22 protein-coding genes and 1 tRNA gene are annotated in these 19,855 nt (G+C 45.8%); 8 read left to right on the top strand and 15 right to left on the bottom strand.

The features are described from left to right. Positions 1-4 precede the first annotated feature (4 nt). Positions 5-973, bottom strand: coding sequence for a PhnD/SsuA/transferrin family substrate-binding protein (locus tag QXE01_01060; GenBank protein ID MEM4969821.1), 969 nt, complete (start codon positions 971-973; stop codon positions 5-7). Between the two features lie 239 nt (positions 974-1,212). Between QXE01_01060 and QXE01_01055 the strand changes: the two genes are divergently transcribed. Next, on the top strand, positions 1,213-1,647 hold the full coding sequence (locus QXE01_01055; protein MEM4969820.1) for a hypothetical protein: 435 nt from the start codon (positions 1,213-1,215) through the stop codon (positions 1,645-1,647). A 243-nt stretch (positions 1,648-1,890) separates the two neighbouring features. Next, positions 1,891-3,213, top strand: coding sequence for an aspartate aminotransferase family protein (locus QXE01_01050; GenBank protein MEM4969819.1), 1,323 nt, complete (start codon positions 1,891-1,893; stop codon positions 3,211-3,213). A gap of 105 nt (positions 3,214-3,318) precedes the next feature. Here the strand turns inward: QXE01_01050 and QXE01_01045 are convergent. Beyond that, a tRNA-Lys gene (locus QXE01_01045) sits at positions 3,319-3,417 on the bottom strand. A gap of 1,130 nt (positions 3,418-4,547) precedes the next feature. Next, positions 4,548-5,978 carry a nucleotide sugar dehydrogenase gene (locus QXE01_01040; protein ID MEM4969818.1) on the bottom strand — a complete coding sequence of 477 codons (1,431 nt, stop codon included), beginning with the start codon at positions 5,976-5,978 and terminating at the stop codon, positions 4,548-4,550. Positions 5,979-6,131: 153 nt separating this feature from the next. Here QXE01_01040 and QXE01_01035 point away from each other — a divergent pair, with 153 nt between their 5' ends. Next, entirely contained in the window at positions 6,132-7,544 is a 1,413-nt protein-coding gene (locus QXE01_01035) for an MFS transporter (protein ID MEM4969817.1), read from the top strand. Positions 7,545-7,685: 141 nt separating this feature from the next. After that, positions 7,686-8,417 (top strand): hypothetical protein, encoded by a 732-nt coding sequence (locus tag QXE01_01030; protein MEM4969816.1) that lies wholly within the window; start codon positions 7,686-7,688, stop codon positions 8,415-8,417. A gap of 127 nt (positions 8,418-8,544) precedes the next feature. On the opposite strand, the gene QXE01_01025 is transcribed toward QXE01_01030, so the two are convergent. Next, positions 8,545-9,060, bottom strand: coding sequence for a hypothetical protein (locus QXE01_01025; GenBank protein MEM4969815.1), 516 nt, complete (start codon positions 9,058-9,060; stop codon positions 8,545-8,547). 103 nt (positions 9,061-9,163) lie between these two features. On the opposite strand from QXE01_01025, the gene QXE01_01020 reads away from it, so the two are divergent. From QXE01_01020 to QXE01_01005, 4 genes are all read left to right on the top strand, one after another. Then, the gene (locus tag QXE01_01020) at positions 9,164-9,340 is read left to right on the top strand and encodes a hypothetical protein (GenBank protein MEM4969814.1); all 177 of its coding nucleotides are present in this window, start codon (positions 9,164-9,166) and stop codon (positions 9,338-9,340) included. Positions 9,341-9,872: 532 nt separating this feature from the next. Next, a complete protein-coding gene (gene cas6 / locus QXE01_01015) occupies positions 9,873-10,859 on the top strand; it encodes a CRISPR system precrRNA processing endoribonuclease RAMP protein Cas6 (protein ID MEM4969813.1) in 987 nt (328 codons plus the stop codon). A gap of 43 nt (positions 10,860-10,902) precedes the next feature. Then, the gene (locus tag QXE01_01010; protein MEM4969812.1) at positions 10,903-11,592 is read left to right on the top strand and encodes a winged helix-turn-helix transcriptional regulator; all 690 of its coding nucleotides are present in this window, start codon (positions 10,903-10,905) and stop codon (positions 11,590-11,592) included. A gap of 145 nt (positions 11,593-11,737) precedes the next feature. Continuing rightward, the gene (locus tag QXE01_01005) at positions 11,738-13,129 is read left to right on the top strand and encodes an FAD-binding oxidoreductase (GenBank protein ID MEM4969811.1); all 1,392 of its coding nucleotides are present in this window, start codon (positions 11,738-11,740) and stop codon (positions 13,127-13,129) included. 1 nt (position 13,130) lies between these two features. On the opposite strand, the gene prf1 is transcribed toward QXE01_01005, so the two are convergent. The 11 genes from prf1 to QXE01_00950 form a co-directional block, all read right to left on the bottom strand. After that, the gene (gene prf1 / locus QXE01_01000; GenBank protein MEM4969810.1) at positions 13,131-14,234 is read right to left on the bottom strand and encodes a peptide chain release factor aRF-1; all 1,104 of its coding nucleotides are present in this window, start codon (positions 14,232-14,234) and stop codon (positions 13,131-13,133) included. Positions 14,235-14,437: 203 nt separating this feature from the next. Beyond that, positions 14,438-15,289 carry an AmmeMemoRadiSam system protein B gene (gene amrB, locus QXE01_00995; GenBank protein MEM4969809.1) on the bottom strand — a complete coding sequence of 284 codons (852 nt, stop codon included), beginning with the start codon at positions 15,287-15,289 and terminating at the stop codon, positions 14,438-14,440. After that, the gene (gene rpsB / locus QXE01_00990) at positions 15,286-15,906 is read right to left on the bottom strand and encodes a 30S ribosomal protein S2 (protein MEM4969808.1); all 621 of its coding nucleotides are present in this window, start codon (positions 15,904-15,906) and stop codon (positions 15,286-15,288) included. The genes amrB and rpsB overlap by 4 nt, the downstream gene beginning before the upstream one ends. A 68-nt stretch (positions 15,907-15,974) precedes the next feature. Beyond that, positions 15,975-16,175 carry a DNA-directed RNA polymerase subunit N gene (locus QXE01_00985; protein ID MEM4969807.1) on the bottom strand — a complete coding sequence of 67 codons (201 nt, stop codon included), beginning with the start codon at positions 16,173-16,175 and terminating at the stop codon, positions 15,975-15,977. A gap of 4 nt (positions 16,176-16,179) precedes the next feature. Further along, positions 16,180-16,602, bottom strand: a complete 423-nt coding sequence (locus QXE01_00980) for a 30S ribosomal protein S9 (protein MEM4969806.1) — start codon at positions 16,600-16,602, stop codon at positions 16,180-16,182. After that, positions 16,599-17,045 carry a 50S ribosomal protein L13 gene (locus QXE01_00975; protein ID MEM4969805.1) on the bottom strand — a complete coding sequence of 149 codons (447 nt, stop codon included), beginning with the start codon at positions 17,043-17,045 and terminating at the stop codon, positions 16,599-16,601. The genes QXE01_00980 and QXE01_00975 overlap by 4 nt, the downstream gene beginning before the upstream one ends. 35 nt (positions 17,046-17,080) lie before the next feature. Further along, complete coding sequence (locus QXE01_00970) at positions 17,081-17,443, bottom strand: 50S ribosomal protein L18e (GenBank protein MEM4969804.1); 363 nt, start codon at positions 17,441-17,443, stop codon at positions 17,081-17,083. A 1-nt stretch (position 17,444) separates the two neighbouring features. Continuing rightward, positions 17,445-18,335 carry a DNA-directed RNA polymerase subunit D gene (locus QXE01_00965; protein ID MEM4969803.1) on the bottom strand — a complete coding sequence of 297 codons (891 nt, stop codon included), beginning with the start codon at positions 18,333-18,335 and terminating at the stop codon, positions 17,445-17,447. Between the two features lie 9 nt (positions 18,336-18,344). Continuing rightward, positions 18,345-18,746, bottom strand: coding sequence for a 30S ribosomal protein S11 (locus QXE01_00960; GenBank protein MEM4969802.1), 402 nt, complete (start codon positions 18,744-18,746; stop codon positions 18,345-18,347). Positions 18,747-18,757: 11 nt separating this feature from the next. After that, positions 18,758-19,249, bottom strand: coding sequence for a 30S ribosomal protein S4 (locus tag QXE01_00955; protein MEM4969801.1), 492 nt, complete (start codon positions 19,247-19,249; stop codon positions 18,758-18,760). An 11-nt stretch (positions 19,250-19,260) separates the two neighbouring features. Further along, a complete protein-coding gene (locus QXE01_00950; GenBank protein ID MEM4969800.1) occupies positions 19,261-19,731 on the bottom strand; it encodes a 30S ribosomal protein S13 in 471 nt (156 codons plus the stop codon). Positions 19,732-19,855: the final 124 nt, after the last annotated feature.

Below are 19,855 nucleotides of genomic sequence, written 5' to 3'. Positions count from 1 at the left end.
CCCGCTATCTAGTGGTGTTAGTGTATAGCCTGAGATACCTATCCTTCAAACCAGTTGCTTCTAGGGCGTTTAAAAGGGGTTTTAGATGCTCCTCAGGGGTTCTCTCATCGAATCTAATGAAGATAGCTGATACAAACTTCCTCATAAGATCTGGCTTGTTATTAAGCTCTAGAAGGGCGTTCTTGATCCTCTGCTTCAAATCACTTGGAAGCCCTTTGGATATCAGAACAAGATGGGATGGCACAGGCCCCTGCATCTCTAGAACCCTGCTGCTATTCATAGCCACCCAATATAGGCTGGCAGGCACATCGCCAGCCATGATGGTTACATCCACATGCCCATTCCTCAGAGCCTCCCAACACTGTGCATAGCCTCCTGCGAAGACTACCTCGCCGAAGAAGCTCCTAGGATCCGCCGGAGCCTTTAGATATCCAAGCTCCACAAGCCTATACATCGGGAATATATAGCCAGATGTTGATAGCTCACTCGGGAAGCAAGCCCTCCTCCCCCTCAGATCCTCTAACCCCCTATACTGAGAATCCTTGAGTACTATCCAGTATGAATAATAGTAAGGCGCGTGAACAACTGTATCGTTTATTATAACCTCCCTCACCTCAACCAATAACATCTCAACATCAGCAACATAGAGGGCAAGGGCAGCTGGAAGAGATCCGATGCCAAGGGCTAGCTGGGCATGGCCAAATCTAAGAGACTCAATAATCGCAGCAACACTCGTCGGGAAATATATCTCAACATCAATACCAAGCCTAGATTCTAAGAAAGACTCCAGCTCCCTAGCCTCAGCAGCAACCCTATCACGGGGTAAGGGATTAACAACTATTATAAGCCTATCTATAGCACTACCCTGCCCCCTCCAGGCTGAATATAGATACGAACCAACAACACCTACAGCAACCACAACAACTATTGTCAAAGCCATAACAACCAATCTGCCACGAACAGCAATCCCCATAGTTACATCCACGAGAATCTGTAATCATGAAGATTAATAAATAAAGATCTACAACTCTGTCTAATCCCCCTTTTAAGGTTGAGAGTATAGGCTTCATCCCGTGCTTCACATACAGGCTCGGAGACATGGATCAACCTCCATGGGGCTTATAGCCCTTTACACCCCAGCCATTCTAGAGCTGGGAAGATGTTAAGGTGAGGTTTATAAGCAAACGCAAATTATAATATTCTAGGGTTTCTATGTATACGCCCGAGAGATATGCTGTGTTAGAGGCCATCGCTAGAGGCGCTAGATCTCCTGAGGAGGTTTCGAGCATGACGGGACTCTCTATAGAGGAGGTTCTCAAGGTTTTGGGATGGCTCGAGGCTGAGGGATTGGTTGAGAAGAGGATGAGGGGGCTTATCTTTAAGAGAGAGGTCTATGAGCCCACATCAAAGGCATGGGCTAGGCTTGATGAGTGGAGGGATATAGCTAGGAGGGATCTTGAGAGAGCTGAGAAGCTTAGGAGGGCTGGTATGGAGGAGGAGGCTAGCGAGATACTCTCTGCATATGCATCGATACTGCCGTTTCTACTAACCCTAGAGATCTTCAGCTTCATAGCTCTTAGCGAGGCGATGGCCTCGGCAGATACTCTAGATCTAGATAGCATGGATTCCGATGGGGAGGTTTTCTAACATACTAACATATATTCTTTATAATTATTCCTATGTTTTTAATGAATTACTTCTATATGCTGAACATAGAATCTGTTTCCTCGCTTTATAGGTGTTTATAGCTATAAGATAAGCTTTCCAGCTATAGGGGATAATTATAGTGTTTTGGGTTTAATGTTTATGATATGTGTTTTAATAGTTGTTTCAATATGGTCTTTAATTGGTTTTTAGTTGTTCAAGGAGTATCTTATTAGGTGGTATTCTATGTCATCAGATCCCTATCTAGATCTTCGTAGTAGATATGTTATGAGGGGTATATCTCTTCTACATCCAATAACTATTGAGAGGGGTGAGAACGCTGTTCTCTATGATATCCATGGCAATAGATATATCGATTTCACCTCTGGCATAGGTGTAACAATTCTTGGCCATGCGAATCCGGAGCTGGTCAGGGCTGCTGAGGAGCAGTTGAGGAAGCTATGGCATATCAGCTTCATGGTAGCTAATTATAGGCCATATGTGGAGCTTGCTGAGAGGTTAGCAAAGATAGCCCCTGGTTCCTCTGAGAAGCAGGTTCTTCTACAGAACAGCGGTTCCGAGGCTATAGAGAACGCTATTAAGATCGCTAGGCAGGCTAGTGATAGATATGTGATAGTCTCCTACGAGAACTCATTCCATGGTAGGGGGACATATGGCTATGCCTTGGCAACAACGGGTAAGTATAGCCCCTATAAGTTTAGGTTAGAGCCTATGATGCCGGGGGTAGAGTTTGTCCCATATCCATATTGCTATAGATGCCCCTTCAAACAGGAGTACCCATACTGCGGCTTGGCATGTCTTGACTACATAAGAAGCTGGTTTATACACACAAGAGTACCTCCTGATAGGATAGCTGCGTTCATCATGGAGATGGTTCAGGGTGAGGGGGGCTTTGTAGTGGCTCCAAACGATTATGTTAGAGAGCTCAAGAAATTCCTAGACGAATACGGGATACTATTGATAGACGATGAGGTCCAAACAGGGTGGGGGAGGACTGGGAGGATGTGGGCTGTGGAGCACTACGGTGTAGAGCCAGATATATTGGTTACAGCTAAGGCTATAGCAAATGGACTGCCTCTCTCAGCTATAATAGGTAGGAAGGAGGTTATGGAGAAAACAAATCCAGGGAGCTTCGGGGGAACCTATGGTGGAAACCCTGTCTCCAGCGCTGTTGCGCTCAAGGTAATAGAGATCATCCAGAGGGATAGATTGGTTGAGAGAGCTGAGAGGCTGGGTAGGGTTATAAGGAGGAGGCTTGAGGAGATGTATCATAGATATGAATCCATAGGAGATGTCAGAGGCTTAGGGGTTATGCAAGCCATAGAGCTAGTCAGGAGTCGAAAGACAAAAGAACCAGCTACCGAGGAGACGCTGAAGATCATTAATAGGGCTAGGGAGAAGGGATTACTACTCCTACGCGCCGGGCTCTTCCTAAACGTCATAAGACTCCATCCACCCCTAACAATCGAGGAGGAGCTACTCCACAAAGGCCTAGACACCCTGGAGGAATCCTTGAAAGAAATAGAAAGAGAGTCTCGACCAAGCTGATCCCGCACTAGAAGAGTGGGACTTTCATGCAAGAATCTCTTTAGCGTATCGCATTAGGCTAAGGAGCCCGGATCCTCTCAGGAGAGGCTATATATCAGCATGTTGTGGCGGGCCCGCCGGGATTTGAACCCGGGACTTCCGCCCAGAGCCCTGCTGGTCTACGGGTTAAAAGCCCGCCGCTCTACCTGGCTGAGCTACGGGCCCATCAATATTTTATTGTCTACAGCCCCCTATAAGCTCCTAAACCTCCTATGTCTCTCTTCCTTCTAGGATCAATTAATCAGATCGATGCTCCATATTTCCACAGATAGATATATGATCCAGCATTAACCACATGAGATTATAGAATTTATAATGCCGTTCCCCCGAGAGCGGTTTGAGCCACCCTCGGGTTCTCCACGGCACGGCTAGGAGCCCCTCACCGCATTGGCTTACCCCTAGTTGCCTAGGGGTTCACAGCCCTACGGATCTCGGAACCCCGAGCCCACCACTTCTCCATCCTCCAGAAAACCTATAGGTTTTCTATGAAGAATTCTAAAAACAATTAAAAAGAAAACAGCCCCCCTCTATAGATTGAGATCAAGAACTCGGTTAGCTCTTAAGTTCCAGATCTGTTAGAGCATTAATAGCTCCACCTCCTTTAGAACGCCGTTTCTCCCTAGATTTCATTCCATTCATTTTGTAGTTCATGGTCTCATCTAGGGGTTCCACCTCGCCCAGAGGGCTCTCCTAGCTCATCCCATAGATTCATGGGTGGCTGTCGAGCCGAACGGCACGCGGCTCCCATCTAGGGTTGGCCCGCCAGGGCTTGGAGCAGCGCTCCCATCACCCAGTCAGGCTTCAAATATTATCATCTATCAACCTATATAAGCTCATCCTCTAAACACCAAAAAGATTGCAGCCCAATCCAAATGCTTTAAACGTTGCCACACCAAGCACAGCTATATTGCCAGCCTCTCCACCATCTCTCTACATATCGCCGAAGGCTCTAACCTTAAACCTCCTCGGAATAACGCTATATATAGCCTCTGTGTCGATGACCACGCTAACCTCTAGAATCTTTTCCTGGTGTAAAGGGTTATAGATTCCGAATCTAATTCTTAAAAACCCAATGGCAGTTCACTATTTAAATAATTAATAAGTAGATTAAGAGCTTCCTTATTTCTAGAGATCAGCTATATATAGATCTTCATTACAGCTGGAGGCCTTGCTTTTCTAGATATCACTAAACAGTTAGCTAATCACTATAAACCTAACACCAAGGCTATTTATTATAACTGAGAGCTCATCCTATGGAGTGGGGCATAGCTATAGCTAAGATCTATGACTGGAGATCAAAGGCTATAATTTGTAGAAACATTTAGATAACGATCCTGTGGGGGTGGAAAGCATCTAGACCACGGGCTCCCCGATGTTGAGTAGATGCATTCGATATCATTGATGCTTCTACCCTCTCTCCTCAAAACCCTCCTAGAATCTAGAATAGCTACTCTCTTCTTACCAGTTAAGATAGCTATCTGCTCAATGCTTAGGCCTCTATAGATGCTGTGATCGGTCGACAATATGACTCCATCACATCCTCTTAGAGACTCCTCGAGATCTCTATATATTTTAATCCCCGATGGCGGGGTTTCAACATATGGGTCGTGGAGCACTACCTCCCCCACTCCCCGGCTTGCTAGATATTCTATAATGCTATATGATGGCGAGTTCCTATGATCGTCTACATCGCCTTTATAAGCTAACCCTAGGATCGCTATCTTAGCCTCTGACCCTCTAATACCGAGGATCTCGAGTCCTTCTAGCATTGTTTTAGCTATATATCTCGGCTGATCTTCGTTAACCTTTCTACCCCTCATAATAACACCCTCCCAGATCCATTTCCCGCCAATGCTCCACGCGAGTAGATATGGCTGGTATGGGAGGGAGACGCCTCCAACGCCACTCCCAGGCATGTGTATATGGATATAGGGATTGGTGCTCGCCGCTGTGATCACCTCCCAGATATCTATGCCCAGCTCTCTAGCAGCCCTGGCAAGCTCGTTTGCAAGGGCTATATTGACATCCCTATATATGCCCTCGGCAACCTTCTCGAACTCTGCCGCTGTTGCACTACTCATGATCAGAACCCCTCCATATACCTCTCTAAATAGCTTCTCAAGTATAGAGGGGCTCCTAGGATCGACACCACCTAGTATCTTTGGATACCTCCTGGTCAGATCTCCATATGCCTTCTCAATACTAAGCCTAGCAGGGCTATAGGCTAGGCCGAAATCGGATCCGCATCTCAGCCCCGAGACCCTTTCAAGGATCCCCTTAACCCTCGTAGATGTGGTTCCAGGGGGGACAGTTGTTTCCACAACAACTATATGTCCCGGGGATAGGCCCCTCGCTATATTTTCAACAGCATTATCTAGATAAATGAAGAGTGGACCCCTAGCACCCCAAGATAGAGGTACATCAATGATTATAATATCACCCTTTCTAGAGGCCTCAATAGGATCATATACCACCTCGAGAAGCCCCTTCTCAACACCTCTTCTAACCGCATCTCTAACCTCGGGATCTGGGTGTTTTATAGAGCCCTTCTCAATATTTCTAGCCCTCTCAGGATCTGCATCATATCCCACCACTTTAAAGCCCTTATCTATAAATGCTGCGGCTGTCGCAGCACCTATATATCCAAGCCCATATAATGAGATCTTTATTCTTCTCTCCCTAATAATATTATCGATCATGGAGAGATCCTCGTGATAGATACCCACATAGACCCCAAACATCTTATCTATAAGCCACCAATATTATAACACAGCATAGAGGATCATCAAAGCCCCTTCTAAGGAGGCTTAACCCTATGGAGTCCTAAGAGCCAAAACCCTATAAGCTCTCACTATTCTATCTAATAGAGTGATGATTTTTTGGAAGAGGGTTTCGATCTAAGATATGCCTATAGAGCTACTGCTATTCTTGCATCAATACCTCTACTGGTTATGTATACAGAAGGCATGCTAATCCCATCTCTCCCATCTATCCAGAGGCAGTTCGGGGTCTCGGAATCATTGGTGTCCTGGGTTTTATCCCTCTACCTAGCATTTGGAACTGTTTCTGCAGCGATTCTGGGGAAGCTGGGGGATGTCTATGGGAAGAAGAGGATGATGATCATAGCTATGTCTATATACACAATAGGCGCTATAATGACCAGCTATGCCGAGGACTTCACAACCCTCTTAATAGCCAGGGCTATACAGGGGTCTGGAATGGCTATGATGCCCCTCGCATTCTCACTAGTTAGAGAGGAGTTCCCGCCAAGGCTTATACCACAGGTTCAGGGGATTATAAGCGCTATGTTTGGCGTTGGTATCCTCCTCTCACTCCCTCTGGGAGCATATATCAGCCAGAACTATGGATGGCAAGCCACATACCATACTGCAATACCCTTCATACTGCTAGAGGACATTCTGGTGGTTCTGCTGATAAGGGAGAGCAGATACAGGGTACAGCAGAAAATAGACTGGGTTGGCGCGGCCCTCCTCTCAACAACCCTTATGAGTGGGATCATAGGGATTTCCGAGGGACCTAGAATGGGTTGGAGCAGCACACTCGTTTTAAGCCTTGGACTTATATCAATATTATCCCTCATAGTCTTTATAATCTATGAGAGGAGATCCGCTAGCCCTCTAATACCCCTCCACCTAATCTCAAATAAAAACATAGCTATAGCTAATTTCGGCATCTTCATGGTAGGCTTCACGTTCCAGCTCATGGCACAGGCAAACACCTTTATCTTCGAGATGCCCAAACCAAATGGATATGGCCTGAGCATCCTGGAGACGGGGTTCTGGATGCTTCCAAACGCTGTTACACAGCTTATAGCCGCACCCATATTGGGGAGGCAGCTCATTAGAATCGGTACTAAGAGGCTCTCAATAGCTGGGGCCCTTGTTGCGGGTGCAGGCATGATCCTTCTATCCTATCTAGCCTTCATAGATCTGCCCCATATGATATCCTCTACAATAGTTATAGGTCTTGGATCTACAATGCTCAATATATCGTTGGTAAACATAGTGATATTCTCGGTAGAGAGATCAAATCTGGGTACTGCTGCCGGGCTAAACACGGTATTCAGAAACCTAGGCTCGGCCTGGGGGCCTGCTGTAGCAGGCACTATAATGGATCAGTTTAAGGATACTTTGCTCTTATCAAAAAACCCGCCTATATCGATCCAAGTACCTTCTCACTTCGCATATCAACTAATATTCTATCTAACAGCATCACTATTCATCACACTAGCGATCGTGCTTAGCATGGCTAGAGAGGTGCTCAGAAAATGATTATCGAGGTTGAAAATCTTAGAGAGCTAGGGAACTGTTAGACATTAAATAATAGCCATTGGATCATATATTGGAGGATATGTTCCTTCCATATATAGATAGCGTTTTAAATCCTTCTAGTTATAGGTTAATATTGAAAGTATGGCCGAGCTGGTCATAGGTCTGCCAAGGATTGAGGGGGCTGTGGAGAGGCTTGGGGGAGAGCTTAGAGAGCTTCTATCTAGCTATAACAGCATAGCCCTTCCCCTTCCTAGGGGGTTATGCAGGGATCTTATATATAGAGGGGTTGGAGCTCTAGAGGATGATCTAATGGATATATCGTTGAAGTATTTCAACACATCCCTTACAAGGGTTTGGTGGCCTGTTATCAAGGAGATCCCCAGACTAGCTGTTGAGATGCCCCATAAAGAGGTGATCTGCTACGAAGAAGATATAGATCCTAGATCTCTAGAGGTTAATGCCTATAGACTCGCCTCTCTACTGATAAGAGCTAGAATTAGCCTTAGCGGGAGAATAGATCCTAAGCCATGGATAGAGTTCTTCAAACCTGTAAGAAAGGGCTTACCAAGGATCTCTAGTAGCGATGTGATTGTTGCCGATGGCTATGTAAGGTATAAAGAGATACTAGATCTGATGGAACATAGAGTCGCTAGAAAGCTGTGGAAGCTGATCCCAACACCACTAGAGATCCTAGAGATGGTTGCCAAGGGATATCTAGGCGAAGAATATTCTGTAGATGCAGTTAGATTCTCAGTTAGATATCTAGGCGACTACGTAATAGGAGGCAAAGATCTCACAGAAGCTTATGAGAAGCTACTGAGAGATAGGGAATATCTGGACTTCCTAGCCAGAATAGGGGTTCTTGAAGACTGATCTCCTCTCCATGCGAAACGCTTTTATATTCAGAAAGTCTATCAACCCTTTGAATCAATCTCTATTGAATTAAAAGGAAAGATAAACTCTAGCCGGTTAAACCACTAATAGGGAGTCCTTTATTATTCTAACCTCTTTGCTGGCTAGAGCCTTTCAGCAGCTTTGGATATATGAAAACAACCTTTGCTATCATCGCATAGAACCTCAGCTTCGAAGCATATTCTAATAGATCCCTTCTATTTGTCTCCCAACCCTCCTTCTCTATCAGATCAGCCATGCTGTTCATTTCCTCTATATCAGCCATAGCATATTCGTTTGGATCCTTATCAAGAAGCCTTTTAAGCCTCTCATATACTTCCCAAGTATAATACTTAGATCTAGGCATTGGAAGGAGAGCCTTAACCAGGTTCCTGATACCCACAGCCTCAGCAGGAGTAAAAATCCCCTTTGACTCCAGCATCAGTATTAAAGTCTCAGAGAACTGGTTAATCGTATACTCAAGCCTGATAAGTCTCTCACCAATCACTGTAAACTTATTATCTGTTTCAGAGAATTTCCTGCCAAGCCAATAACCTAGAGAAGCTGTTGCCGTTGCTATACTTACCACAACAGTTATTATGGTGATTATCAGCTCGTCCAACATAAACCCCTAATTATAGTAAAGTTTAAGTAAGAAAATATACATACTTTATCCAACCGCTTCTTCCTACCGCTTGACGGTGGAAATTCCACCTCGCCCAGAGGGCTTGCCCATAAGAGAGGTCTCTGGATGCAAACTCTTTGCAATAGAGTATTGGGAGCCTGTAATAAGGGCTAGAACGCTGGAGCCCACCATAGACTATAGGCAATATGCAGTTATAGCAGCAGCAACCATAGCTATTTTAACCAGCATCTACATAATCAGCAGAAGATATAGACCCTAACACCAAGAGCCTAGAAAGCCAATAAACATAAACCGCTCTACAAGCGAGACTTATAGTTGCAATGCCTTAAATTTTCAAATACTGCTAGCTATTTTTGCTAATAGCGTTGGGGGTGATATCTGGATTTCAACAATACCTTCTTATCTGAGGAGCGGTTTGAGTTCAATTGGGCTCTGGTTTTTGCTAAGCTATTAGTGCATGAATTGAGTCACCTTTTCTACCTGACTTATTACAGTAATGCTGTACCAGCTGCTATCGTAATTGTATATGCAGCTGCCTTTACAATCCTAATTATCCTATGTTATTTAACATAAAAAGTAAGCAGTAATGATAAACGATAAAAATAGCTTGATTTAAGTATAGCTAAAACAGCTTATTTATATAAAGGTAAGATTTTGAAGATTTTCTATCTTTATTGAGGATTATCGAATATTCATTTAGGCCTTCTTCTTAGGTTTTTCAGTTGTTCCCTCTATTTATTCGGAGCTATATCACACGGATCTAGAGATATTTAGATATCCCTGGTTAAAATATGTTTAGGAGGTCAGCGCTGGGCACAGGGATCAATTCTGAGAGAAGGCTTCCATGGCCTGTTGGTAGTGGTGTGCTTGTTAGGGTTAATCTGGGCTTGAAGGTTATTAGGGATTCTATACTTCCTCCTCTCAGCTCTAAGGTTGTGAAGCATATGATAGATTCTGGGGCTCTGTTTAGCTCTCTAAGGGCTCTCAGCTCCTCAAGGGATCAGTATAAGCCTATCTTCATATCCTGCCTATATGGAGAGGATGGGAGAAGGCTATATAAAGTTGGCGCTGACGATAGTGTGCTACATGTTCGCGGGGGCTCCAGGCTCTTTTCAAGGATCTCTGCCTATGTTTCTAAGGATGATCTGAGCGATATAGTTGGCTTCTCCGGTGGTGTGATCAACACCCCCTATGGGGTTTTCGATGTTGTTGTTGAGAGTGTTGAGGTGGTAGGGGATCTAGCGAGCCTATATCTAGATCTATCAGGAGGTTTGTTGCTAAGATTCATAACCCCAGCTGTGTTGTCCCCCAAGATCATGATACCTCCTGTTAAGAGAATCATGAATAGATATTCTAAGATCCGAGTAGGGACAGCTACATTGCCAATACCGGGGATCCTATTTAGCTACGCGCTCAGACTATGGAATAGGGTAGCCCCTGAGAGCCTTAGACTTTCAAGACCAAATGATAAGGACGATATATATTCATATCGAATCGCTGTTATGGGTACAGCGCTTACAGAGATTATAGGGCATAGGATCAGACCTGTAACTGTTATAATAGGGAGGGACTCCAGCGGGAAGATCAGAAAAGCTAGGGGTTTCACAGGATATGTTGAGATGAATATCCATCACAAGGCTACTAGGAAGGCTATGGAGAGATCCCTCGCCCTAGCAAACTACCTCGGCTTGGGAAGGGGCAGGGGGATCGGGTTGGGAGAGATCAGCGTGCTCCCAAGGAAGAGAGGCAAGGCGGGATTGGAAGAGACCCCCAGTTAAATCCACCCTTAGACATAAATATGTTAGAAGGGTATGTAGTGGGTTGAGCAGCAATATAGATAAGCTGGTGCTCAGCTATCTCCAGAAACACCCATATTCAAAGCCTAGGGAGATAGCTGATGGACTCGGATTCAGCATAATAACAGTTAGATATGCATTGCTAAGGCTGAGGGAGAGAGGGCTTGTTGTGAGGACTAGCAAGGGCTATATAGCGAGGAGCCAGGCTAAGATGGAGGCGCTTCAGGAGGGGGGAGAGGATATACATATACATGGTATGGGAGATCTATCGAAGGAGATTAGCGAGCTTAAGGAGAGGATCGCAGAGCTAGAGAAAACACTTGAAGACACACTAGAAAATCTATCCAAGCTAGAGAAAGAAGTATCGGAGCTAAAGGTATTTATAAGGGCTCTCCAAACACCTGGGAAGCAGCAGAGGCAGAGAGACCAGTTCCTAGAAAAGCTATCCCAGGAGAAGCTCATGACTATAGCGGAGGCCCGCAAAGAGGCTTCAAAGCAGATGGGTAGCCTAGAATACTACGTAGATAGAGGGGAAGTAGTTATTGTGGGGGACTTCGTTGTTGATAAACAGTTCTACGAATCGCTAATCTCGAGAATGCCTATAAAGGTCGAGGATGTGAATAATCTATCAGCGAAGGAGAAGATCCTAGTTGAAGCCATGATATCTGAGGGGCTTGTATACATAGATAAGGGTAAAGAGATAAAGCCCATATAGCTTACAGCCCGCTGTATTGGATTTTATACTGGTTTATATTTATTGATAGCACCCACCCTTTTAACATGTAAAGGCTTATAATCCCACAGCAATATGCAGCACTATCCTAAAATCGAGGAACCTACTATGAGCTAGATGAGCAGTTGTGAGGAGTAGAGGCTTCTATGAAGCCTCCCACTGGCCCGAGGGAGATAGGCTCCTCCTTAGCGATCGTGGTTTAAGTATATGTTATGCTAATCCTATATGGGGGAGGAAATCGCCGGGAATAGATTATCTGATCATAGGGGCTGGTGTTGTTGGTCTCTCCACAGCCTATTATATAAAGAAGGCTAGCCCTAGATCTAGGGTTGTTGTTGTGGATAAAAACCCAGGCCCTGGTATGGGTGATACCTCGAAATCAGCTGCCATGTTCAGGGTTTTCTTCAGCTCAAGGATCAATGTTCTGATCACTAAGAGCTCTGTGGAGTTCTACGAATATGTTGAAAGATCTCTGGGATGGGATCTTGGAATGAGATATCTTGGATATCTATTCCTCGTAGATAGCGAGGAGCTTGAGAGGCTAAGGCCTGCTCTAGATGCTGCTGAGAAGCTAGGCGGTAGCTATAGGATTGTGGAGAGGGAGGAGCTGAGGAGGCAGGGCTTTAACGTCGATGTTTCGAGGGATGAGGAGGCAAGGGCTATGGGGATCCCTGATATAGAGGCTGGGATATATGTTCCGAGGGCGGGTACTCTGGATCCTGATTCTCTTGTGAGATTCTATGAGGCATCCTTTAAATCACTTGGGGGAGAGGTTATCTATAACACATATGTTAAGAGGATCGTTCTAGGTGCTAAGAAGCCTCTAGACATACCTGGAGAGCCCTTTGCATGGCAGGATATAGAGGCTAAGGGTGTTGAAACAAATTCTGGATATATAGAGGCTAGAAACATCGTTGTCGCGGCTGGTGCGTGGACTAGGAGGCTTCTAGAACCAATAGGGATCGACCCTGTTGTTAATCCTAAGAAGAGACAGATCTTCGTTATAAGGGCAAACACAGAGGGGCTATCAGCATTGCTATATACCAAGGGCTATAACGATCTAGGTGTGATCCCATTCACAATACTCCCGAGAAGGGTCTATATAAAGCCAGAGGCTAGGGAGAGAAGCTTTTGGGTAGGACTCTCAGACGATCTTGGGAGGCCATACGCCTTAGAAGAGGATCCCAAGCCTGAGGAGAGCTTCTATAGATACTCAATATACCCAGTGCTATCTAAATACCTACCACAATTCACAGGAGCATCACCAGATACCGCGTGGGCAGGGCACTACGATATGAACCCAATAGATGGGCAGCCCGTGATATTCAAGATAGGGAATATAGAGGTTGCTGCAGGCACCTCGGGCTCTGGGATTATGAAGGCAGACTCTATAGGGAGAATAGCATCTGCGGTAGCCCTCGACATGGATGAGGCAGAGCTCTTCGGAGGGATAAGGGTTAGAACAGAGGTTTTCGGGCTTAATAGGAAGGATATTGAGAGGGAGAGGATAATACTATAAGCTACTCAATTCTATACCTCAGTATAGCCACAGCCCCTCCAAAGGTTTTCTTTATCCACTCACCCTCTGGGAGGGAGCTGCTTATATAGTGGATCTCAGCTCCCCTGCTCTCAGCAAGCTTCTCAAGCTCCTCAGAGTTCTCAAGCTCCTCCAAGATCACGAGCTTCCTCACAGCCCCCATCTCAAGGGCTTTTCTGATCTCGTTAAGACCATAGAGAGCTAAGCCATCATCCTTGGCTAGGTGGAGCTTGAACTCCTCTATAGCGTTTATAGCCTCAACATATCTCTGACCCTTTATAACATTAGAGGCCTTCATAACGATCTCTCTAACACCTGGCTCTCCCTGGTATGATACATCATAGGGCTCGCCAACTATCAGCTGTTTAAGCCTATAGTCTAGATAGTCACCCCTTATAAAGTCTATCTTGGCATATCCAGGCCCCCCAATCAATATACCCTTCAGCTTGCCCTCATTCAGCAGTGGTATAAAGTATTCTGAGGCCCTCCCAGCAACCTTTTTAAAGAACTCCTCAACCATCTGCTCTATAATCCTATCGAATCTCCTCTGGCTCTGCCCACCCTTAGAATGTTTACCCGGTATATAGTCCTCGATCTCCTCGAGTATTACGAAACCGCTCGGCTTTAGAAGAGCTATAGTAGCCTGATCCCTCTCTATCAATATAATCCCATATATCTCTGACTCCTCAACCATAGGTTCTAAGAACTCAACATGGAACCACTTATCAGTCCTATAGTAATAGAGGGGGACAGGATCTGGGGGTGAGAATACCATTGAAACCTCATCACCTGTATTAGGGTCGACACCAGCAAAGATTACAAGACCCTTCTCAGGGATCTTAGGTATCTTCGAAAGCCTATCAATAGCCATTGAGAGTGCCGCTTCAACAGCATCCCTAGTCCTCTTAAGCTTTATATTCTGAGCTATAGAGAGCTCTCTCCTAAGAACCTCTAGAACATCAGCCACAGGCCTCCCAGGCGGTATATATAGGCTCAGCAATATTGTTGCGCTGGCTTGCCATGTCTTGAGATACGATATTATCTGCTTAAGCTTCTTCCTATCAACCTCTAACGAGCTAAATAGCACTCCCCAACATAATTATTATAATAGGGGTTATTAGGGATTTACAGCGAAACATCATTCCTGTAAAGATCAAATGCCTCTACCTAAGATATTCATAAAGCATTACGATATTCAACAGCTATCCAGCTTTTACATCTCCTGTTCTCTTTTCTTCACATCGCTCAAACCATCTTGAGTCTAAACCGGTGTCTAGCCTATAGCATAGTTTAGATCGCTTCTGCAGATGCATAGCCAACGACCCAGGATTTCTCACCAGTAACATCTCCCGAGGTTGCATATTTATATATTCTAGCCCCTCTATACCCCCAGATCTTTGCTAGGTAGATAAATACCATGGTGGGGCCTGGGCCGCAGGCTGATACATTGTTCTCTATTATATATCTGTAGAAGCCCTCTACATCTAGCTTCTCCACATATGAGAGGGCTCCTAGATCCTTTTTAACCGATATCTCGTGGGGCTCGTAGTGTGTCCAGTCAGTTGATGCTATATAGATCACATCTCTACCTAATGCATCAACAGCCTTGGCTATTGCATTAGCTATGTCTCTGGCAACCTCTATAGTCTGCATAGCCATAGCTATTGGAACTATCTTGAAGTTATCCCCGAATATGTATTGTAGGAAGGGTATCTGAACCTCTATGGAGTGTTCGCTTTCATGAGGTATATCGTCTATATCTAAGTAATTGCTATTCCTAGCTATTGCCTTTGCAAGCTCGCTATCTATCTCAACCTCCCCCAGGGGTGTTTCCCATACATAGTCCACAACAGTGGCTACCAGAGATCCCAGCCCACTATGGTTTGGACCCGCTATTATGAAGACCCCTGGATTCCCGGCTTCTGAGATGTGGTAATATGTATGCGATGCTACAGGCCCGCTATACATATAGCCCGCGTGGGGAGCTATGAAGAGCCTCCTACCCCTATCCCTCTGAGCACCCCTTATCGGGAGCTTTCCAACCCCTAGGGGGTGTAGGTAGCACCACTCAATCCTCCTAATAAGATCATCCTTCTTAGCCTCGTAGAAATACCCAGCCACAGCTGGGTATCTCCTCTTCAAACAACCACCTTAGCCTCGAACTCCTCTAAGGGTACTGGAAGCTCTTGGTTAGGACCCAGCTGCCCCCTCTCCCTGAGAACCTGTCTTGTTAATAGATAGTAGAGCAGGGCTAGGGATTTCCTACCCTTGTTATTCCCAGGTATCACAAGATCTATACCTGAGATCTTGGCATCTGTGCTTACAAAAGCTACAACAGGCACCCCGATCTCTATAGCCTCTGTGAGCGCCTGTGTATCCACCCTAGGATCTGATATAACAACAACCTCAGGCTCTATATATCCTGGTAGGTGGGGGTTTGTAAATGTTCCTGGCATGAATCTCCCCAGTATCGCTTTGCCCCCTGTTAGCTTTGCAAACATCTCAACAGGCTTGAAGCTATATTGCCTAGCCCCGACAGCAACTACGGCGGAGGGTTCGAAGGATGCTAGGAACTTCCCAGCGATCCTTATCCTCTCATCTATCTTCCTAACATCGAGTATGTATAGGCCATCGGGCCTCACCCTGTAGACAAACTTCTCAAGTTGTTTATTCGAGAAATAAGTGCCTATATGAACGCCCGATGATAGATATAGATCTACGGGCACGAGTAGCTCTATGGTGGCGTATTTAGATGCCATTGCAGATTCTCTCTGAATCTCCTCAGACCCTCCACCCTCCTCGTATCCAGCGCTCATCTAAACACCACCTATAGTTTTCTCGAATAGAATATAATCTCGTTTACAAGGGGTACATGGGCTAGGAGTATTCTTCTACAGCAATACCTCTTAATCCCAAGGTCGTCGAGAACTTTCTTAGGATCCTCACCAGATCTAACCCTCCTCGAGAACTCATCCCAGTGCCTCGCAATTGGATAGCCACATGTGAAGCATCTCACAGGGATTATCATGGTATCACCTATATGACTTCTGCCTAAACCTCCTAGCCGAGTATCTCATCCACTTCTCAGGCTCGGTCCTCCTCGGATCTCCTGATAGCATTGTTCTATCGTATTCCTTAAATATCTCCCTGATCTCCTTTATATCGCTGTAAAAGGTTACAAGCCCCCTTGCTATTGCCATTCTACACGCCTCTGCCTGGGACATATAACCTCCCCCAGACACCTTTATATCTATGTCAACGCTATTCCTTAGCTTCTCCCCAACCAGGAGGAGAGGCTCCATAATCTTTAGCCTCGCAACCTCTATGGGGATCAGCTCTACAGGGACACCATTAACCCTTACAAGCCCCCTTCCCCTTTTAATTATAGCCCTAGCTATTGCTGTCTTCCTCTTTCCAGTCGCTATTACTAGCTTCTCCTCCTGCTGCGAGCTCATCCCCTCCACCCTAGCTCCCTAGCTATATCTGCTAGATAAACATATTTCCCAGCTAGTCTAGAGACATCTGCATCGAGGATCCTTATCCTAGGTAGTCTAGAGAGCTCCTCAGGAACCCCTACATATACCTTTAACCTCCTCAGAGCCTCGAAACCCTTTGTATTCTCCTTAGGCAGCATACCCCTAACAGTCCTCTTAATAATATTTATAGGTGTTCTAGGCCTCCTAATACCCCTTTTATATGGGTTTCTATGCGTTCTTACCTCGAGGAATAGCTTGTATCCCTCTATAACCCTCCTCCTCTCGCCAGATACTACAGCCTTCTCCGCATTAACAACATATACTCTGTATCCCTCTAGCAATAGCTTTGCTATGATCGTACACATCCTACCTAGAATCGTGTTCTGGGCATCTATAACAACCACCTTGCTCTGGCCAGCTATTTTAGAGACCTCCTCTAGAATAGATTTTATGGAGCTCATATAATCACCCTCACACCACTACCCCTTGGATTCTCCTTTATAAGATCTAGTATATGCATATGTCTAGAACCGGCTTTCTCTATCTTCTCTATAGCTGTTTTGGAGAAATGTGCAGCAGCTATTGTAACCCTTTTATTAAGTATACCAGCCCCTAGCACCTTCCCCGGAACCACTATAACCTCTCCCTCGGATGCGTATCTAGATATCTTCGAGAGGTTAACAGCAACCCTGGATCTAGAGCTCTTCGAGAGGATCTCTGCAACATACCTCCATATAGGAGCCCTATTTCTAGAGGCTGCTTTCCTAAGCTCATCAATCGTTATTCTGAGCACATAGTTTGTAGGGCCTGTCCTCCTCACCCTAGCCACCCCTTATAGATTTCACCTGCGATATTAGGTGATCTAGCTTGCTTATAAGGATATCAATAGCCATAGCCAGTATGGTCTTCACCCTTAGCTGGCCAGCCGATTCATAGAACAATATATATTCATCCTCTCTATACCTCACATCAATAGACCCTGGTGGGCATCTCTTAACACACTGCATGCAGAGGGTGCATTTATATATATCGCTCACCTCGATCCTCCTCTCCTCCCTATTAAAGCTAAGGATTCTCACAGGGCATACCTCAACACATTTTTCAGCCTCGCCAGCCCTCTCAGCAGGTACTGGCCTGGTTGTTATGCTTGCAACATATCTAGTCCCCGCAACTGTGACAGGGCTCCACTTTATATGCTCAGTCCCCCTCCCAATCCTTATCCTAGCGTCGAAGGAGAGCCTCTGTCCCGGACCTATAACTGTAACCGGTATCTCGGGGTATACAGGCCTTATATCTGGATCATCAGTCTTTAGATCCCTAGCATATACATATAGAGGCTCTGAAGAAGCCTCGCCCTGGAAGCTCATTATTGTGAAGCAACCCTCGCAGATCTTTGAGAGCTCCTCAGGAGGCACGCTAGAGGATTCCTCGAAGCATGCGGAGCACTCCTCAGGAGGCTTTAGCTTTTTAAGGGCCTCTTCAGAGGCTATGGGGAGCATTGCAAGCCTATGGGCTATTATCTCATCATATATAGGGGTGCTGTTCTCATAGAATATAACATCCTCTACAGCCGCTGTTGGAACCTCGAGCTGCATTATCCTCCTTATAGCATTTAGAACCGGGAGTGGGATCCCTCTTACAATGAGCTCGATGGATATGTCATCTCTTCTAAGGATCTCTATCCCTGCCCCTTCAATTCCCCTGCTCTCCAACCCAGACCCCTAGACCCTCCTACCCCGCCTACCACCAGGTCTCCTGGTGGTGTCATGGGGTATCGGGGTTACATCCTCTATTCTCCCTATCACAAACCCCGCCCTAGCAAGGGCCCTTATAGCTGGCTGTGCACCTGGGCCAGGTGTTTTGGGTCCGTGCCCTCCTGGAGCCCTAACCCTTATATGGATCGCCGTAAACCCCTTCTCCATAGCCTCCTGGGCAACCTTATAGGCGACCATCATCGCTGCGTATGGAGATGGCTTCTCCCTATCAGCTTTAACAACAACCCCTCCGGAGCCCTTAGCTATTGTCTCGGCTCCAGAGAGATCTGTTATATGTACATGTGTATTGTTAAACGAGGCATATATATGGGCTATACCCCATCTAAGCTCTCTAGATGATAGGGACATCCTCCCACCCCCTAGCTCTTAACAGGTGTTCCCCTGTAGAGCCCTACAAGCTCCTCCTCATCCCTCGAAACCAGATAGCCTGGCGATGTAACCCTCCTACCAGCTATTGCTATGTGGCCATGCACTATTAGCTGTCTAGCCATATGGATTGTCTTTGCAAGCCCTTTTCTATATACAATTGTCTGTAGCCTTCTCTCGAGAACATCGCTTATTGATATGCTCAGTATATCGTCTAGAGATGCTGTAGCGCTCTTAAGAAGCCCCATCCTATATAGCCTATTCACAAGGGCCTCCTCCTCCTTAGCCCTAACATCTGGTGGAAGGGCTAGGAGCGATCTAGCCCTGGCTCTGATCTTTCTAAGAAGTGTCTGGGCTCTCCACAGCTCCCTCTTATTCCTCAACCCATACTCTCCCATAAGCCTCATCTCCTCCTCAAGCCTAGCCTTGATCCAAGGGTGTCCAGGTCTCTCCCACTTCTTCCTAGGCTTCTTAGGATCTCCCATATATATCACCTCTATTTCTTCTGCTGTTGCTGCTGCTCCTTCTTCTTTCTAACACCAACCGTTACTCCAGTCCTACCTGTGGTAGCTGTTCTCTGACCCCTAACTTTGAGACCTAAAGCATGTCTTATACCCCTCCAACTCTTAGTCCTCTTAAGCCTCTCAATATCTTCTCGAACAGCGAATAGCAGATCGCTGCCTATCAGATGTATATCCCTCCCAGTCTCTATATCCTTCCTCCTATTAAGCATCCACGGTGGGAAACCCATAGCAGCTAGATCTCTCACAGCTGCCTCAAGCTTCGATATAGTCTCTTGATCAAGTCTCCCAAGCTTCGCCCTAGGATCTATCCCAAGGGATTTACAAATAGCTAGAGCGGTGTTATAGCCGATCCCCTTGATCCTTGAGAGGGCTATGGGAACCGGTAGAGCCCCAGGCAGATCTGTATTGGCTATCCTAACTATAAAAGCCGTCTCCTCACTCATATCGATACTCACTAATACACTATATATCCAGAGAGATTATAAGCATCCAATCCTTGTCCTAGCTCTAACTCATCCCAGGAGTAAAGGCGGGGTTTTCAGCTGTAAAGGCTATAAGCCTTCAAAA

This window comes from Sulfolobales archaeon (assembly GCA_038897115.1).
In the GTDB taxonomy this organism is placed as follows: Archaea; Thermoproteota; Thermoprotei_A; order Sulfolobales; family AG1; genus AG1.
The sequence above is the reverse complement of the archived record's forward strand: the minus strand, read 5'-3'. Positions and strand labels throughout refer to the sequence as shown.

Coding starts and splice junctions, on each gene's coding strand:
- QXE01_01060 (MEM4969821.1), bottom strand. CDS start 973: ATGGGGATTGCTGTTCGTGGCAGATTGGTTGTTATGGCTTTGACAATA.
- QXE01_01055 (MEM4969820.1), top strand. CDS start 1,213: ATGTATACGCCCGAGAGATATGCTGTGTTAGAGGCCATCGCTAGAGGC.
- QXE01_01050 (MEM4969819.1), top strand. CDS start 1,891: ATGTCATCAGATCCCTATCTAGATCTTCGTAGTAGATATGTTATGAGG.
- QXE01_01030 (MEM4969816.1), top strand. CDS start 7,686: ATGGCCGAGCTGGTCATAGGTCTGCCAAGGATTGAGGGGGCTGTGGAG.
- QXE01_01025 (MEM4969815.1), bottom strand. CDS start 9,060: ATGTTGGACGAGCTGATAATCACCATAATAACTGTTGTGGTAAGTATA.
- cas6 (MEM4969813.1), top strand. CDS start 9,873: ATGTTTAGGAGGTCAGCGCTGGGCACAGGGATCAATTCTGAGAGAAGG.
- rpsB (MEM4969808.1), bottom strand. CDS start 15,906: ATGGCATCTAAATACGCCACCATAGAGCTACTCGTGCCCGTAGATCTA.
- QXE01_00985 (MEM4969807.1), bottom strand. CDS start 16,175: ATGATAATCCCTGTGAGATGCTTCACATGTGGCTATCCAATTGCGAGG.
- QXE01_00980 (MEM4969806.1), bottom strand. CDS start 16,602: ATGAGCTCGCAGCAGGAGGAGAAGCTAGTAATAGCGACTGGAAAGAGG.
- QXE01_00960 (MEM4969802.1), bottom strand. CDS start 18,746: ATGTCCCTATCATCTAGAGAGCTTAGATGGGGTATAGCCCATATATAT.
- QXE01_00955 (MEM4969801.1), bottom strand. CDS start 19,249: ATGGGAGATCCTAAGAAGCCTAGGAAGAAGTGGGAGAGACCTGGACAC.
- QXE01_00950 (MEM4969800.1), bottom strand. CDS start 19,731: ATGAGTGAGGAGACGGCTTTTATAGTTAGGATAGCCAATACAGATCTG.